This window comes from Dyadobacter sp. CY345 (assembly GCF_021502725.1).
GTDB lineage: Bacteria > Bacteroidota > Bacteroidia > Cytophagales > Spirosomataceae > Dyadobacter.
The window spans coordinates 672,007-689,741 of sequence record NZ_JAKFFS010000004.1 but is presented as its reverse complement, the minus strand read 5'-3'; the positions used below and the strand labels follow the sequence as shown (position 1 = coordinate 689,741).

Below are 17,735 nucleotides of genomic sequence, written 5' to 3'. Positions count from 1 at the left end.
AAACCCAATTCTTCATGTAAATTTGTCACCATACCGACTAACGCCAATCGCTGACTCCTATGAAGCAAAGATTTTTTTACCTCTTTTTATTTTTACTTCCACTGCTTTCAAACGCGCAAAATGCTGCCATGCCCGACACAGGTTGGGTCAGGAAAAACTATCAAAAAACAGAACAGTTCATCGAAATGCGGGATGGTGTGAAGTTATATACTGCCATTTATACGCCAAGAGATAATGATGAAAATTACCCGATTTTGATGCAGCGGACGCCATATTCCTGTCGCCCGTACGGCGTGAATAATTACCGTCCACGAATTGGACCAAATGGGATTTTGATGAAAGAAAAATACATTTTCGTTTATCAGGATGCCCGCGGCCGATATAAAAGCGAAGGAAATTTCCGGGAAATGACACCGGCGATCGATAATAAAAAGACAAATAAAGATGTCGATGAATCGAGTGATACTTATGATACGATTGAATGGCTTTTGAAAAATACCGCTTCCAATGGCAAGGTCGGGATTTACGGAATTTCCTTTCCGGGTTATTATTCGTCAGCAGCCTTACCTGATGCACACCCGGCTTTGAAAGCAGTTTCGCCGCAAGCACCTATGTCGGACGAATTTTTAGGTGACGATTGTAACCACAACGGTGCATTTTTCCTGATGGATAATTATGGTTTTTACAGCCATTTCGACGGTCCGAAAAGTGCTAACGGAGAAAGTTACAAACCATTTTTCAATGCTGATTTCAGTGATGCGTATCAATATTTCCTTGATTTCGGTCCATTGAAAAAAGCTAATACCAATGCCTACTTTTCAGATCCAAACAGTGTGTGGAGACAAGTTACATCCCACGATACTTACGACGAATTCTGGCAGTCCAGAAATATCAAAAAGCACTTGAACAATATCAAACCAGCGGTGATGGTTGTTGGAGGCTGGTTTGATGCGGAAGATTTGTACGGTGCTTTGAAAACGTATTCAGCGATTGAAAAGCAGTCACCGAACAACAATACGCGATTGGTCATGGGGCCCTGGACACACGGCGGCTGGGCTTCTCCAAGCTGGAAATCGTTTGCAGATTATCAGTTTGGAGCAGATTTAAACCAGTATTACCAAAACGAAATTGAAACCAAATTTTTCAATTTTTATTTGAAAGATAAAGGCGAGTTCAATCAGGCTGAAGCGACTGTTTTTGAAACGGGTTCTAACAAGTGGAGAAATTATGATGTCTGGCCGCCAAAAAACAGTCAGCCGGAAACATTTTATTTCCAATCCAAAGGAAAACTTTCTGCTGAAAAACCGAAAGTGGCAAAAGCGGTTACCGAATATATCAGTGATCCTGCCAAACCTGTTCCCTATACCAACGAAATCAGTGGCGACCGGAATAATAAATACATGGCCGAAGATCAGCGTTTTGCCTCCCGCCGCCCGGATGTGATCTATTTTCAAACAGATTCTTTAACCTCAGACCTGACTTTGACAGGAGAAATCACAGCCAACCTTTTTGTCTCCATCACCGGAACGGATGCTGATTTTGTTGTAAAAGTCATTGACGTATGGCCGGATAGTTTGCCGGCACAAGTGCAGCGCGGACAACCGAAACCAATGAATATGAGTGGTTACCAACAAATGGTACGGGCAGAAGTATTCCGTGGAAAATTCCGTAACAGCTTCTCAAAACCGGAGCCGTTTGTAAAAGATAAGGTTGAAAAAGTGTCTTTCAAACTGAATGAAGTTGCACATACGTTCAAAAAAGGACACCGCCTAATGGTACAAATCCAAAGCAGCTGGTTCCCCTTGGTTGACCGTAATCCGCAAAAATTCATAAACATCTTCGAAGCCAACGAATCAGATTTCCAATCCGCCAAAATCACGGTTCACCACGACATAAAAAACAGTAGCAACTTAATATTGCCTGTTCTGAAACGGTAGGTTACACAGAGGCACACAGAGTAAAAAAAGAGATACACAGAGTTTTTTCTTTATCTAAGTAATTCTCAAATAAAACTCTGTGTATCTCCCCTTACCTCTGTGGCCCTCTGTGTAACCTAAAAAAACATGCAAAATTCTCATTTCCTCATTTCAGCTCCTTCCAGTAATTCCGGTAAGACCACCCTTACCCTCGGCCTTTTACGGGCTTTGAAAAACCGGGGATTGAACGTTCAGCCATTCAAATGTGGGCCGGATTATATTGATACACAACACCATACAACCGCATCAGGAAATCCGGGAATAAATCTGGATACTTTCATGGCTTCGGAAGCTCATGTCCGAGATATTTATAAACAGTATTCTGAGAAAGCTGATGTTTCGGTGACAGAAGGTGTTATGGGACTTTTTGATGGTGCGGATAAAATGAAGGGAAGCAGTGCTGCTATTGCTGAATTGCTAGACATTCCGGTGATTCTGGTAATCAATGCCAAATCAATGGCATATTCTGCGGCACCTTTGTTATATGGTTTTAAAAATTTCTATAAAGGCATTTCTGTTGTCGGGGCGATTTTCAACTTTGTCAGTACCGCTTCGCATTACCGGTTTTTACAAGAAGCTTGTGAAGAAGTTGGTATTGAAGCTCTTGGTTATTTACCAAAAAACGAAGCGCTGTCAATTCCTTCCAGGCATCTGGGATTACACATTTCTGCTGAAACGGATTATGAAAGTATTATTGAAAAATTGGCCGAAGAAATTCCTAAAACGATTAATATAGACCGGCTACTGGAAATTTCTACGAGAGAAATTTTTCCAGAAACTAGGTCAATAACCGTATCTAAAAATCCTGTTTCAGCTAAAAAATATAAAATAGCCATCGCCCGGGACGAAGCGTTTACTTTTACTTATCATCAAAATATTGAAGTACTTACATCCTTCGGCGAGATTACGTTTTTCAGTCCGATACATGATAAGGAACTTCCTGAAACTGACTTCTTATACCTGCCTGGTGGATATCCGGAATTATTTGCTGATGCATTAAGTGAAAATAAAACAATGCTTGAAAGTATTAAATCTTACTGTTTAAATGGCGGATTGACTTTTGCAGAATGTGGCGGTTTGATGTATTTGGGAGAGGTAATTATTATTTCCGAAGGCTTGAATTTTCCAATGGCTGGCGTTCTGGATTGTACGACTTCTATGGAAAATTCAAAGTTGACCTTAGGATATCGGACGGTTCTGTGGAATGATCTTGAATTAAAAGGACATGAATTTCATTATTCCCGGTTTGTGAAAAATGCTTTGCGTGCTGAATCTGTCATTATTAAAAATGCTAAGGGAATTAAGGTGGAAACGCAGCTTTTCCGGAAACTGAATACGTTTGCATCCTATGTTCACTTGTATTGGGGAGAAAATCTTGGCTTCATTGAATACTTATTGGAAAATTGCGCGTCAAAAGGTTTCACGCAAAGCAGGTAAGCGGACGCCGCGCGGGTAAAACTCGAAGCACGCTAAGTTTTCCTTTGCGTTTTCCCCTTTTTTGCTTTGCATGAAAAAACAACACACATCTAAATTTAAAAATGAACAAAGACGACACACTATGGAAAGGCATACTCGAAAATATCTGCGATGATTTCCTAAAATTCTTCTTCGAAGACGCCGAAAAGCTTTTCGACCTGGAAAGAGGTTTTCAGTTTTTAGATAAAGAACTTGAACAGCTCTTCCCAACCGAAGAAATAGAAGCGCCGAAGTTTGTGGATAAGCTTGTGAAAGTTTATACCAAAACCGGAAAGGAGGACTGGATTTTAGTACACATTGAAGTACAGGGATATGACGATAAAGATTTCGCCAAGCGCATGTTCACATACTTTTACCGTATTCTCGACAAGTATGGAAAACCGGTAACGGCAATCGCCATTTTCACTGATGCGAACAAGAAATTTCATCCGGCCATTTATGGATACAAGTACCTCGGTTCAAAAATCATTTATGAATTCAATACATATAAAATCATCGAGCAGGATGAAACAGTACTGATTGAAAATGAAAATCCCTTTGCCATCGTTATATTAACGGTATTACTAGCATTAAAAAAGAAAAAGCTGGATGATGAGAGTTTGTTTGATCTGAAATATTCGCTGGCCAAAAATTTGCTCAGGCGGAAGATTCCAAAGAAGAAAATAGATGATCTGCTGATCTTTTTACAACGCTATATAACCTTTGCAGATCAAGGATATAATGTTAAATTTGATAAAGAAATTGGAGAGCTAACCGGAAATCAAAATAGTATGGGAATTAGAGAAATGGTACTCGATAAGGCGAAGAAGGAAGGAGAAAAAGAAGGAAGACTTTTAGGGTTGGATGAAGGGGTTGAAAAAGCAACCATCTCATTCATCATAAGTCTATGGGAAACAGGTAATTATACTGTTTCTCAAATTGCTGGTTTGGTTAAAGTTTCCGAAGCATTTGTGCAAAATACAATTGCTTCAAAATAGCCTTTTAAACTTTCTTTCGACACCTTACACACCAACAACCTAAAAAGGCTCCTACCCCGGAGTCTTTCTTTTTATCAACAAAATGCAGTAAATATTTCACGCAAAGCAGATAAGACAAGCAAAGACCACAAAGATAAAAGCTTTGCGGCCTTTGCGCCCAACCCGCGCGACGTCCGCTTTTTTGCTTTGCGTGAAATCTTAACAACTTATGTCAGAAATTAAACGCCAACGTATTACCCGCGCAGACGGGAAAGCCATCAATCTTGTACAGCGCCGGGGACATCTGTCTTATTGTTATAACGCTTGCTGCTGCGGTCGGGTGGATCGCGGGTATGCACCGATCCCGGTTGAATTGTACAAAAGTGAATGGCTGCGCCGGAAAATGCGGAATGTGATGCATATGACCAAAGGTGGTTGCCTCGGTCCGTGTACGTTGGCAAATGTGGTTACGCTTTTGTTTGATGGGAATTCTGTCTGGTTTCATTCGGTGAACAGCGACTGGCAGATTATTGCCATTTTTGATTATATCGACAGCATGATCGCGGCCGATCGCTTTCTCGTTCCGCCAGCAGAATTGTCGGAAAATGTATTTCAATTTTATACCTGGAAAGGCTCGGAAGCTTCCACAAAAATCGGGCAGACGCCTATGCCTACGGAAGGAATTGTATTCCTTACCCATGCCGGTACCGATCTGCTAACATTGCACCGAACCATTCAGGATTTACCGGATGATTTCCCTAAAACATTAGGTATCAACCTGATGGCTGTGAAAAGTGAAGCACAGATGGAGCAGTTGCTTGATGGCGAAATTGCGGCGGCACAGATTATTATTCTCAGGATTCTCGGTCGGCCCAGTGCTATTCCCGGGTTTAATGAACTGATCAATCGTGCAAAGAAAAATGGGCAGCATCTTATTGTCGTCAGCGGAACGGGAGACTTAAATCCTGATTTCGCCGCTGCTTCTACGGTTTCGCCAGCGATTTTGCATGATGCGATGTTGTATCTCCAAGCCGGCGGTTATACCAATTTCACTTCGCTGCTTTATTACCTTTCTGATCATTTATTAATGACAGGGTTTGGTTCTGAAACGCCGGTTACCTTGCCCGAACATGGCATTTATCATCCGGAACTACCAGAAAACGCTGATCTTTCTGATTGGCTCAAAAGATATAATCCAGAACTGCCCACAGCCGGAATTACCTTTTACCGCTCGCACTGGACAAGTGGAAATACGGCTTTTATCGACGCAATGGTCCGGGCTTTGGAAGATCTGGACATGAACGCTTTACCCATTTTCACCTCATCGCTCAAAGTGACTGATCCGGTTTCCGGACAACCCGTTGCTTTCCAGTTTTTCAATGGTGAAAAAGATGTGCAGATTGATGTTTTGGTCAATACTCTTTCGCTGGCGATTACTGATATTCAAAAAGCAGGTTCAGATAATACCGGCGCCGAAAAAGCATTAAGTCAGCTGAATGTGCCGATTATCCAGGCTATTTCCAGTACTATGAACCGCAATGCCTGGGAATCTTCCAGTCGCGGGTTGAGTACTTTGGATACGGCTATGAATGTTGCGATTCCGGAATTTGACGGGCGGATTATCACCGTTCCGATTTCTTTCAAGGAAAAAGACAGACAGGCAAAAGGATATGAAGCGCTCGAAAACCGCATCGATCGCGTGGCCGGAATTGCGCTACGTTTTGCCCGTTTGCGCCATTTGAAAAATTCGGAGAAAAAAGTTGCTTTTATTTTTACCAATTCCAGTACCAAAGCTTCCCAGATCGGGAATGCGGTCGGGCTCGATGCGCCGGCTTCGTTGATGCATATTTTACATGCAATGCAGGCGGAAGGTTATCAGATTAAAAACCTGCCAGCAACCGGAACGGAATTGATCCATCAGTTAATTGACCGCTGTTCTTACGACCAGACTTACCTCACACCCGAACAGCTTTCCAACGCTGCCGGTCAGGTTTCGTTTGAAAAATATGCGGGCTGGTTTGAGGAATTACCGGAAGTTTTACGCCAGAAAATAAACAAACAATGGGGACAGGCGCCCGGCGAAACTTATGTCCATGACGGCCATATTGCCCTCGCCGGACTTGAACTTGGTAATGCGTTCGTGGCCTTGCAACCGCCACGAGGTTATGGTATGGATCCGGATGCGATTTATCACCAGCCGGATCTCGCACCGACGCATCATTATTATGCACTATACCGCTGGCTACGTGATGGCTGGGGTGCCGATGCGATTGTGCACGTAGGCAAACACGGAACGCTGGAATGGCTTCCGGGCAAAGGAATTGGGTTGTCGGAAAACTGTTTTCCGGATGCGATCTTGGGTGATTTGCCGCTTTTTTATCCTTTTATCATCAACGATCCCGGAGAAGGTTCGCAAGCCAAACGCCGTGCCCATGCCGTGGTGGTAGATCACCTGACGCCGCCCATGACTTCCGCGGACAGTTATGGCGAACTGGCGCAGCTGACCCAGCTTGTCGATGAATATTATCAGGTGGAAACGCTGGATCCTTCGAAATTGCCTTTGCTGCAAAGACAGATCTGGGAGCTGATCAAACAGACCAATCTGGATGCCGATCTGGCTGCGATGCGGAGCCGTGACCATGGCGATCACAAGCACGATTGGGACGATGATATGACGCCCGAAGGTGTGCCGGCGAGTCTGGCGGAGATGGATGGAAAGGATATTGCCCACCTGATCGAGGACATCGACGGGTATTTGTGTGAATTGGGCGCGGCGCAGATCCGCAACGGTTTGCACACGCTCGGACAAATGCCGGAAGGTGACGCGCTGATTGATATGCTGCAAGCGCTGACCCGACTGCCCAACGCCACGGTGCCGGGTTTGCAGTCGGAAATGGCTTTGCTTTTTGGGTTTGAAATAGAAGATCTTTTGCAGAAAAAAGGTCAGAAAATAGATTCCGTTTCGCCGCAGTTTCAGTCGCTGGCCGGAAGGCCGGTGGTGACGGCGGCGGATGCGATGGAAATTATTGACGAGCTGAACAATCATTTGTTCCGGGTGTTGGCCCAGCATCGTTTTCATCCAGAATCCATTGATCAGGTTTTGTATGAAACGCTGGATATGGCACCTTCAACGACTGGTTTGGCAGGAATCCGGCTGGTGCTGGAATTTGTCTGTACCCAGCTGGTACCGAATCTGGCGCGGACGGATGAAGAAATTACCAACCTCATGCACGGACTTTCCGGCGGGTATATTCCTGCCGGTCCGAGTGGTGCGCCTACTCGGGGCATGGCGCATATTTTACCAACCGGACGAAATTTTTATGCCGTAGATCCGCGCGCACTTCCGTCCAAAGCGGCCTGGGAAGTGGGCCAGCAGCTTGCACGGGAAGTTCTGGATCGTCACCTGAAAGAAACGGGGCGGTATCCGGAAAGTGTCGGGATCAGTATCTGGGGCACTTCGGCGATGCGTACCCATGGGGACGATATGGCGGAAGTGCTGGCGCTGATGGGTGCCCGGCCGGTATGGCAGCAGGAAAGCCGGCGCATTACCGGCGTGGAAATTATTTCGCTCGAAGAACTTGGTCGGCCGCGGATTGATGTGACCACCCGGATCAGTGGATTTTTCCGTGATGCTTTCCCGCATCTGATCGAACTGCTGGATGATGCCGTGCAGCAGGTTATTGCCCTGGACGAACCGCTGGACCAGAATTTTGTCCGCAAACATTATCTGAAAGATCTGGCTGAACTACAAAAAGACAATGAGTTATCGATTGAAGATGCCGAGGAACGGGCCAGCTACCGGATTTTCGGGGCAGCTCCGGGCGCTTATGGTGCGGGGATTTTGCCTTTGATCAATGAGAAAAACTGGCATGGCGATGCGGATTTTGCGCAGGCCTATGTCAACTGGGGCGGTTATGCCTATACGAAGAATGCGCAGGGTGTGGATGCCCGCAGTGAATTTCAGCAATGTCTTTCCGGCGTGGAGGTGGCGCTGCACAACCAGGACAACCGCGAACATGATATTTTCGACAGCGACGATTATCTGCAATTCCATGGCGGGATGATTGCGACCATACGCAGCCTTACCGGACAGCAGCCAAAACACTATTTCGGCGACTCACAAAACCCGGCCCAACCGGTGGTGCGCGACCTGAAAGAGGAAACGTTACGTGTTTTCCGTTCCAGGGTTGTAAACCCGAAATGGCTCGACAGCATCAAAAAACACGGCTACAAAGGTGGACTGGAACTAACGGCTACCGTTGACTACCTCTTCGGTTATGATGCCACGGCGAACGTGATCGACGACTGGATGTACGAAAAAGTAGCAGAAACCTACGCCCTGGACGCCAACATGCAGCAGTTTTTCGCCGAAAGCAACCCATGGGCCTTACACGCCATCGCCGAAAGATTACTCGAAGCCGCACAAAGAGGCTTATGGGCCGAGCCGTCCGCTGAGGTTTTGCAGGGGTTGAAGGAGGTTTATCTGGAAAGTGAGGGGTTGTTGGAGGTGAGGGGGGAGTAAAGGGGGAATCTCTCGTGGTTTCGCCTATGGTATCTGTTTTAATTCAGTAATTAACTTAATTAAACCGTAAGGATCTGATTTTCTCTTAAACGGTAAGAAGAAACGCATAAAGATTATGTTATTCCATATTATGTTCATTATCATTATAACAATCTGGGAAGAGACAATATGAAAAATACCACTAAGTTTCTCATAGATTATTACAATTCCTTTTTTCTATAAACATAGGTATAAAATGATAGATTGGCACTCTTCACTAATATAATCGTAAATAAATCCTTCCTGATAAATTAGAATGACAAAATGATTAAAGACAAGATTTACCTTATAGTACTATTTAGCATAGCGCTAAAACTAATTTCCTGCAATAATCAAAGTACAAAACAAAGTGAAACTTCTCAATCACAAGAAAATGTCACTATAAAAATACCTAAAAAATTAGTTAGTGGAACCATTACTGGAACTTTTGAAGGATGTGGGTATAATTATAAACCCAATCAAAAAGTTCTCACCTTGTATTTACCCAGAGAAAGAGAAATTAATCAAATTAATTCCATCTTGAAATATAGTGGTTTAACATCCAATTTTACAATTTACAGTGCACCAATTGAAAATGCCGTTGCTACTATAATTGATAATAAAAGATTCATTTTATACGACCCAAAATTGCTATCTTATTCTGATCACAAGTCGGGCAGCTATTGGTCTTCAATGTCAATTCTGGCTCACGAAATTGGACATCACTTATCTGGCCATACTATTTCAAATAATAGTTCAGGATTTAATGAAGAACTCGAAGCTGATAAATTTTCTGGGTTTATTCTATACAAACTCGGAGCATCTTTGTTTCAGGCAACGGCAGCTATAAAGACACTAGGAAGTGAAACTGCTTCAAATACTCACCCTGCAAAATATCAAAGAATTGATGCAATAACAATAGGTTGGAACGAAGCAAATCAACAAAGGTATAACAGTGCAATTCCACCACCACCACAGAATAATAACTCAAATTTTTACACATACACTTATAAGATGCTTTTTGAAAAAGAGAATATTGCTGGAAGTATTATTTCGGAAGAAGATATTGCAGATTACGACTTTTTTTATGGCATAATCACTGACGTTGAATTGGATAATGAGCAAGTCAAAAACATTAGGGTATTTGTTCATCAGACAGGATCCGAATGGCATAAAAGTGTTGGATCAATGGACAACGAGATTATAAAGATATCCTTAGATGATTATTGGAAAGCTCCTGAAATTTGTATGGCATGTGGAAGAGATCTTCCATTTTTACTGGTACCTGGTAGAAGGATAAAGTTTGCTTTTACAGAGGGTTTACACGGAGGATCTGGCGAGGCTGGCTGGTTTAGATTAAGCTATGCAGAAGGATTAAACGGAAAATCCTTTTGAAAAACAATAACTTGAAATTGTTTTAATCTAGTTGTTAGAATATTATTCATTTAAATGTTTGAACTTATATCAATCATTAAATGACAATTCAGATAAATGGTTAATTATGATAAAACTAACAATGATTATTGAAAATATTAAATATAAATTTATTTATACTTATGCTGTATTATCTATTTGACATAATTCCTAAAATACAGATTTTTAGTAAAAAACTAGATGACATTTCCCTTTTAATTAATCAACATTGGGTATCAATTAATGAAACTAATAATAAAACAGTATTTATTTTTCGATCGAATGAACAATTACTTATCTCTGAAAATGGTATGATCGAACGGGCTAAATGGGAATATATCGGTTCAAATAGCTTAATAGTTGATCAACAATCAGGAAGCTTCTTATTTAAGCATGGATTTTTGGATGACACTATTTTAGCCTTAAAGGTTGATGGAACAGAGAGTTACGCTCTATTTATCAACGAAACAAAATATGGTAAAGAAATAAATAATATTCATGATATTGAAAAATTTTTAGAATTACGATATCTACGTAATCAGCCAGTTTACACTTCCGGTCCAAAATATCATGACATTGAATTAGAGAATAAAAAACTAGGTGTTGCTAAATTAGTTACCGGAGACGAACTTGTTTTTTACCTGACAGAAGCAAATCAAACATCGATTATTGAAGGCTGCTCAGTATTACTTAATGGTATAAGGCCTGATGATGACATATACAAATCCATATCAAATAGCCGATTCGAAATTGCAAATGGTTTATTAGTAAACATATTTTACATTGAAGAACATGATCAAAGAAACGGTGATAAGATCGAGATTGATGTACATAGAATGTACGGTATTCGCAAAGGATGTAGAGTTTGGCTTAATGACAAGCCAGCTCCTAATGGACAATATAAGTCGGGAATGTTAAGTAGAATAAATGTTCTTGATGGGTTAATTTCTTAGCAAAAAATATTCCTACCGAAATGACAGAACAAGAAAAACAGCTCATTTTAAGCTTATTGGATATAAACCAGCCGATGTCCGAAACTCCTTCTCGTTTCTCAACAGTTACTTTATTATTACGAAGTGCACGGAAACTTTTTGGCTCGGACCTGTATACGGGAGAGTATACCATGAATGAATTGAACATTGAAAACTTTTCTGAAATGTATCTTTCCTTTCAGTTTACTGCACTTATCAATTATCTAATCTTATTAGAACAATTAGGAAGTCTTATAAAGCCCATTAACAAATCTGAATGTAAAAAATCTCCTGGAATATTTTGTGCTCTAAAATATTTTTCAAGTTTAAATGATGACAGAAAAATACAATCAATAGCAGCTTTAAGACATTCCTTGGCGCACAAATTTGGGCTTGCGACACAATCTAACCCAAAAGACAAACCATGTAGAAAATTCATTCTAAGTCTTGAGACGAACGCCGAAGTTATAAAATTACCTATCATTGATTGGGATGGAGATTTTTCTGACAAACACGAAAAAACATCCACTATCGTTTATATATTCGACCTCGTCGTGTTAATAGAGGATGTTTATAGGAATATAGTTAATGAAATTGAAACAAATTACTTGAATATGGAATTAATAATTGAGGTGATAGAGTTAAACGCCAGATTTACAGTTATACATGGAGATTAATTGAAAGTGCGATCTAATAGTTTAATAAAACAAGAAGTTAATAAATAGTTAAATCTTCCCTATTCCTATCAAGCCATTCCCAGCAGCATCACCTGCAAAACAACAAACGAAACAAACAAAACCATGACATTATCTTCCGGTGGCGGGCCGAATATGTTGTAGTCATTAGCTAGGATGAAAAACCCAGCCATGATCCCCACTTCCACATCACACGCGTAAAACACAGCTAATAATCAGTAATTTAATTCACAATTAATGTAAATATTAGGAGGTATGTTTACTTTTGGTAACTGTTATGATTTAAACAGGAAACTTCAACCATTTTTAAAAATCTCCCAGCTTTACATTATGAAAAAAATTTACGTTGCACTTGCCGGATTACTATTTACCTTTTTGATTACCGGGACCGTTATGGCCCAAAAGATGTATATTAAATGTATCGATGATAGTAATAATGAATTAACTACGAATGCCAGCCCGTTTGCAGAAAATGCCACTGATAATGGTAAAACCGTGGAACTTAAAAATTACATGGAAGTGAGCAGTATACAATTCAGTACTGACCAGGCTTATGAGACGGGTTCTACACCTGGCGGAATGAATCCTGGTAGAGTGGCATTCGGGGATTTTTCATTCACTACATTTACTAATATTGCTTCCACAAAACTGCTGATGTCTCAGGCAAGAGGATTCCTATTGAAGACGGTTGAAGTGGTTATTCTGGCGTCGGATCAGCAGGGTAAGTCTATCGTTACGCACAAAATTTTGCTGGGTAACGCCGGAATTAAAAATTTCTCTGCCAGCGCCGCGGGAGATTGTGGAAACGGATGTGCAGGCACTGCTGAAAGTTATAGTCTACAATATGTGACCTTACAAATTTTTACGTATTCGCAACGGCCTGACGGCAGAGTAGTTCAGAATCCTTCGCCTTTTGGCTGGGATCGTATAAGAAACGTAGCCCTTTAGCCGAGCATTATGCCTATCCTGAATATGAATGGCAACCGGTTTGTCCGGATTGTGCTGATCGTTTTTGCAAGCTGGATGGCTTTGATGCCAGCTTCTCTCTCAGCCTCTGGTAAAGAATCGGCGGAGCTTCCTGATCCTCCTGTCTCAAAAACGAAGCAGAAGGCCAATGAGATGCTTGCCAGGACAAAGCCCGGTTATTATACCGCGCTTTTTGTTACAAACCGAAAAGGCAGTAAAATGTCTAATGCCCGTACCCGTGCCGTTGAGGCATGTGGTACAACGTGCTCTTCGTCACCGCTTCCGGTAACACTGATAAGCTTCAGTGGTAAACGTCTTGATGCCAGACAAATCCAACTGGACTGGACAACAACCAGTGAAGTAAATAATGATTATTTTGAGATTGAACGAACGCTTAATCCGGCCACAGGATTTCAGGCTGTCGGATCTGTAAAAGGTCAGGGAAATTCGGCCGCTGACGTATCCTACCAGTTCACCGATCCCAATGCAGAAACAATTTACACTTATTACCGTTTAAAGCAGGTTGACCTGGACGGAAGTTTTGTTTACAGCCGGATTATTGCAATTAAGGGATATCATCAGGAGCTGACGGTTCATGCATTTCCCAACCCGGGTTCGGGCAAAGAGCTTGCTTTTATTGTGGCAGGAGAAACTGATAAAGAAAGTATTTCGGTTCGTATTTATGATCAAAAGGGAAGGTTGGTGTATCAAAACACAAAGTATATTCTTCCTGAAAATCAGCAGATATCGTTGCCCGGAATTGCTACGCAGCCAGGTTCTTATCATATTAAAATCCGCACAAAACAGCAGGAGGCCAGCAGCTCGTTTGTTATTATCAGGTAATTTTGAAGGCATTTTTTGCAGACAATATTTGCCGATCAAAGTGCGGAGTGTATTAAAAGCACGCTGCGCACTTTGTATTAAATGGCCTCAACCATCCTCCTATTCTTATCAACCCACCAGGCCAACCCCAGCACAATCACTTGCAAAACCACAAACGAAACAAACAAAACCATGACATTATCTTCCGGTGGCGGGCCGAACAGGTTGTAGGCGTTGGCCAGAAGGAAAAAGCCGGTCATGATCCACAGTCCCCAGGTACCTTGGGCGTTGATGGCTTTTGTGCTTTTCGCATAAATATAAACGCCGCCAAAAAAGATAATACTTTCCAGCAATATGGTGATCATCTTATAATTCCATAAGCCCATCCCGACTTTGAAATCACCAAAAGGCGTCAGAGGCAGATCCGGGATGTGGACAATAACGTCCAGAAACCAGTGGCTCAACACTGCAAGACCGACAATAACCGCGCTTTTGGTATCTTTTTTGAAAAGCCAGAAGCCACCGCCAACGATAAGTCCCCAGACAATCCCCATGAAAAGACTGTGCGTATAGGGATAATGGACGAACTCAAAAGGTGTCACTTCGGTAAAACCGGGATGTACTTTCACGGTTTCAATGTTGAAGAGCAATAAAAACGGCCACAGGATATCTACAAATTCCACGGCTACAAAAAGCATGGTAAGCGAAACTTTTGGAGCGATTTTCTTCGCGGCAAGGGCGAGACCGTAATGTCCTAAAAACATGATTTCTGACTTGGTTTAGTATGTTACAAAGGTACCGGTCGGCAACGCCAGGTTACTTGACAAAAATCAAGAAAATGGTTTTGCAGGAAAATAAAGCATTTTTTGTGTGTTTCGGTTTTTGCGGGATCATATCAACTGTTTTCTCCGGATACGGCTGATGGTTTCAGGTGTCATCCCCAGCATGGAAGCAAGGTATTGCAACGGCACCTGGTTAAAAATCTCACGGTTTTTCTCAAAGAAAAAATGGTATCGTTCCTCGGCGGTCATGGAGATAAATGAAAAAATCCGGTCTTCCATCATCTTGAAACAATGGGCAAGAAATAACTTTTCCGTCTCCGGCCATTTCGGGATAATCTCCCCAAGCCGGTTGTATTCCGCCCGTTCAATGACAAATATGTCCAGGTTCGTCAGCGCCTGCATATTCCAGCGCGACGGCGTTTGAAAAAGCAAACTCGACAGATCGGCTACAAAATAACCTTTGGTCGATATCCATTGCGTCACTTCCTTGCCGTCAACATCCGCATAAATTCGCAAAAGTCCGGATTGGATGAAACAGAGCTGATTACACTTTTTATCCGCTTTCAGAAAATAATCGCCTTTATTCAAAGTTTTCTTTTTGAACAGTGCAGACACTTTCACAAGGTCCTCCTGATCAAAGGTGAAATAGGAATGAAGGTATTGTTCGAGGTCGGTCATTTTGGGCGGTCGGCTTTCGGCGGTCGGCTGTCAGATTTATGTAAGGAACAAAATTTCGGATGATTTAACTTCCCTGGTGTTCTTGCTTTAAAATTCGTGATAAGAAATCATATAACAAAGCCGGAAGTGCTTTCGTAATGATTTCTTATCACAAAAATTTCAGAGAAACAGTTTCTCATATTCTTTCGGCATGGCTGAAAGTGGTTTGATGCGGATTTCTTTGTAAAAAACCTCGGCGGCTTCGCTTTGCAGCTGGATTTTGCCGCTGGTCATCGGCACTTCTTTTCCATCAGATTCAATATACCGCGAGTTTTGCAAAACCATCACCACACGCCCGTTCACGATATGCAGACTTTTCCCGTCGACACAGATCAGTTCCAGCGTATTCCATTCTCCGGCAGGTTTTTCATAATCCACAGAGCGAAGACAGAAATAATCGCTGCCACTTTTGAAAACGCCAAAGGGCTGTTTTTCGTCGGCAACCCTGTTCATGACACCTTCCGAAGGATACGAACGGATGTCAATGGCCGAATTGGCCTGGCACCAGAAATCGCCCATATGCCCTTCCATGATCTGAAATTCCTGCGAAAGCATCCATGAACGAAAATATTCCGCACCGGCAGGTCCGATGGAATGATACAGAATACCCGAATCGCGCAGCTTCTCTTTCCGCGGCTCATACTTATCCTTTCCCCATTTCACCAGAAGTTTCAGATGGTAGTTTTTGTATACAGCGCGTGAAATCAGGCATCCATATATTTCACCGCTTACCCGCAGCACCGGTCCGCCGGGTTCACTTAAAATTGAAAAAACATGCGTGTCGTCCTTGTTATAACCAATCGGTGCAATATCTGCACCCGAAGCATCTTTCGGTATTTTTCCATTATAGCCATTTTTATGCCGATAACTTAAATAAGATTCCCACTGAGATAAATCCTTGTCCAGAAGTACAGTCCATTCATCGGCCTTCTTCATGGATGAAAGTGTTAAAAGGCTTATTAAAATAAGAATTGAAAGGAAAATATATTTCATAGAGTAGTAAATATGATCGGCATAACTGGCTATGCCGATACAAAACTAACTTGGCGGAAATTTCGGTTCATTGTAAAAATCTAATATTTCTCGGTATGTTTGTCGCTCTGCCACTTTATTATGAAACGATACATACTTCATACGCCTTTTAACATCTACCATTTTGAGGCAGAAACGTGGATGCACTCGGTGCACAAACACACGTATTTTGAGATTATTTTTATACTGAAAGGTAAGGGCGTTCATAACATTAACGGGAATACTTTCAGGTATCAGGAAGGTGATGTTTTTCTTCTGGGCCCGGAAGATTTCCATGATTTTGAAATCGAAGTCCTGACAGAATTCTGTTTTATACGTTTTAATGAGTTATTCAACAAAAATCACAGGGCAGAAAAGGATAGTCCCTGGCAGCAGATCAGGCAGGCTTTGCTGTATACTTCTTCCCAAAGTCGCGGTTCCATTGTGGAAGAAAAACTGGAAAAACAGAAACTTCACAGCCTGCTGACGATTCTCGAAGGAGAATATGAAAACCATCAATCGCCATATTTCGAGATTGTTCGCGATAGTCTGATGCAAAGTATGATGGTGATCCTCGCCCGGAATTTGTTGGGGCAAACGCGGACGAAAGTTGTTTTAAAAGATTCGGTGGAACCTATCCTATTATACGTCAGACAACATATTTACAATCCGGCGGAACTGACGATGGAACATCTGGCTGAGGTTTTTAACTATGCGCCTGCCTATATCAGCATCTTTTTCAAGAAACAAACCGGCGAATCTTTAAAACAATACATAGTCAAACATAAGATCAAACTCATCGAAGCGCGGCTGCTTTACAGTCAGCTTTCACTTTCAGAAATAGCAGATGAATTTGGCTATACGGATGAGAGTCATTTTTGCAAACAGTTTAGAAAATATACCGGAAGTACGCCAACGGAGTTCAGGAGGTTGGATGTTGCTTAGTATTACGGTTTTGTAACTTTCCTCATATTTCCAAATATTCAAATTTGAGATAAAATTTGCATTTTTTCACCCAAAACGTTTACTTAACATCGTAAAGAATTCTATACACAAAACCAGTTTATTATGAGCAAGTATGTGATAACCAAGCGTGCAAATGGCGAGTATCAGTTTAACCTGAAAGCGGACAATGGCCAGGTAATTTTAGCAAGCGAGGGATACAGTACCAAAAATTCCTGCGAAAACGGCATAGAATCGGTAAAGAAAAATTCGCCGGACGATGCGCGTTATGAAAAGAAAACTTCCACGAATGGCAAATACTTTTTCAGCCTGAAAGCCACCAACGGCCAGATTATCGGCAGCAGCGAAATGTACGAAAGCACATCCGGAAGAGATAACGGAATTGAATCCGTGAAGAAAAACGGACCGACAGGAACGGTTGATGATCAGACGGTTTAGAAGATATTT

The 17,735-nt window shown here is 42.0% G+C and carries 15 protein-coding genes; 11 read left to right on the top strand and 4 right to left on the bottom strand.

The features are described 5' to 3' along the window. Positions 1-59: 59 nt before the first annotated feature. From L0657_RS20330 to L0657_RS20300, 7 genes are all read left to right on the top strand, one after another. Positions 60-1,937 carry a CocE/NonD family hydrolase gene (locus L0657_RS20330; RefSeq protein ID WP_235152591.1) on the top strand — a complete coding sequence of 626 codons (1,878 nt, stop codon included), beginning with the start codon at positions 60-62 and terminating at the stop codon, positions 1,935-1,937. Positions 1,938-2,063: 126 nt separating this feature from the next. Beyond that, positions 2,064-3,413 (top strand): cobyrinate a,c-diamide synthase, encoded by a 1,350-nt coding sequence (locus L0657_RS20325; protein WP_235152590.1) that lies wholly within the window; start codon positions 2,064-2,066, stop codon positions 3,411-3,413. A gap of 101 nt (positions 3,414-3,514) precedes the next feature. Next, positions 3,515-4,429, top strand: coding sequence for a hypothetical protein (locus tag L0657_RS20320; protein ID WP_235152589.1), 915 nt, complete (start codon positions 3,515-3,517; stop codon positions 4,427-4,429). Positions 4,430-4,637: 208 nt separating this feature from the next. Next, complete coding sequence (locus L0657_RS20315; protein ID WP_235152588.1) at positions 4,638-8,930, top strand: cobaltochelatase subunit CobN; 4,293 nt, start codon at positions 4,638-4,640, stop codon at positions 8,928-8,930. Between the two features lie 303 nt (positions 8,931-9,233). Further along, positions 9,234-10,343 carry a reprolysin-like metallopeptidase gene (locus tag L0657_RS20310; protein ID WP_235152587.1) on the top strand — a complete coding sequence of 370 codons (1,110 nt, stop codon included), beginning with the start codon at positions 9,234-9,236 and terminating at the stop codon, positions 10,341-10,343. 161 nt (positions 10,344-10,504) lie between these two features. Continuing rightward, positions 10,505-11,314: a hypothetical protein gene (locus tag L0657_RS20305; RefSeq protein WP_235152586.1), complete on the top strand. Its 810-nt coding sequence runs from the start codon at positions 10,505-10,507 to the stop codon at positions 11,312-11,314. A gap of 20 nt (positions 11,315-11,334) precedes the next feature. Beyond that, positions 11,335-12,009 (top strand): hypothetical protein, encoded by a 675-nt coding sequence (locus L0657_RS20300; protein ID WP_235152585.1) that lies wholly within the window; start codon positions 11,335-11,337, stop codon positions 12,007-12,009. A 68-nt stretch (positions 12,010-12,077) separates the two neighbouring features. Here L0657_RS20300 and L0657_RS20295 read toward each other — a convergent pair whose 3' ends face one another. Further along, complete coding sequence (locus tag L0657_RS20295) at positions 12,078-12,233, bottom strand: hypothetical protein (protein ID WP_235152584.1); 156 nt, start codon at positions 12,231-12,233, stop codon at positions 12,078-12,080. 124 nt (positions 12,234-12,357) lie between these two features. On the opposite strand from L0657_RS20295, the gene L0657_RS20290 reads away from it, so the two are divergent. After that, a complete protein-coding gene (locus L0657_RS20290) occupies positions 12,358-12,975 on the top strand; it encodes a type VI secretion system tube protein Hcp (protein ID WP_235152583.1) in 618 nt (205 codons plus the stop codon). Between the two features lie 9 nt (positions 12,976-12,984). Further along, positions 12,985-13,836 (top strand): T9SS type A sorting domain-containing protein, encoded by an 852-nt coding sequence (locus L0657_RS20285; protein ID WP_235152582.1) that lies wholly within the window; start codon positions 12,985-12,987, stop codon positions 13,834-13,836. Positions 13,837-13,913: 77 nt separating this feature from the next. On the opposite strand, the gene L0657_RS20280 is transcribed toward L0657_RS20285, so the two are convergent. The 3 genes from L0657_RS20280 to L0657_RS20270 all read right to left on the bottom strand — a co-directional run bounded on the left by L0657_RS20280 (position 13,914) and on the right by L0657_RS20270 (position 16,250). Then, entirely contained in the window at positions 13,914-14,579 is a 666-nt protein-coding gene (locus L0657_RS20280) for a hypothetical protein (RefSeq protein ID WP_235152581.1), read from the bottom strand. Positions 14,580-14,705: 126 nt separating this feature from the next. Continuing rightward, entirely contained in the window at positions 14,706-15,275 is a 570-nt protein-coding gene (locus L0657_RS20275; protein ID WP_235152580.1) for a Crp/Fnr family transcriptional regulator, read from the bottom strand. A gap of 159 nt (positions 15,276-15,434) precedes the next feature. Beyond that, positions 15,435-16,250: a DUF1080 domain-containing protein gene (locus L0657_RS20270; RefSeq protein WP_235152579.1), complete on the bottom strand. Its 816-nt coding sequence runs from the start codon at positions 16,248-16,250 to the stop codon at positions 15,435-15,437. Positions 16,251-16,427: 177 nt separating this feature from the next. Here L0657_RS20270 and L0657_RS20265 point away from each other — a divergent pair, with 177 nt between their 5' ends. Continuing rightward, entirely contained in the window at positions 16,428-17,270 is an 843-nt protein-coding gene (locus tag L0657_RS20265; RefSeq protein ID WP_235152578.1) for an AraC family transcriptional regulator, read from the top strand. A gap of 123 nt (positions 17,271-17,393) precedes the next feature. After that, a complete protein-coding gene (locus L0657_RS20260; protein ID WP_235152577.1) occupies positions 17,394-17,726 on the top strand; it encodes a YegP family protein in 333 nt (110 codons plus the stop codon). Positions 17,727-17,735 lie beyond the last annotated feature (9 nt).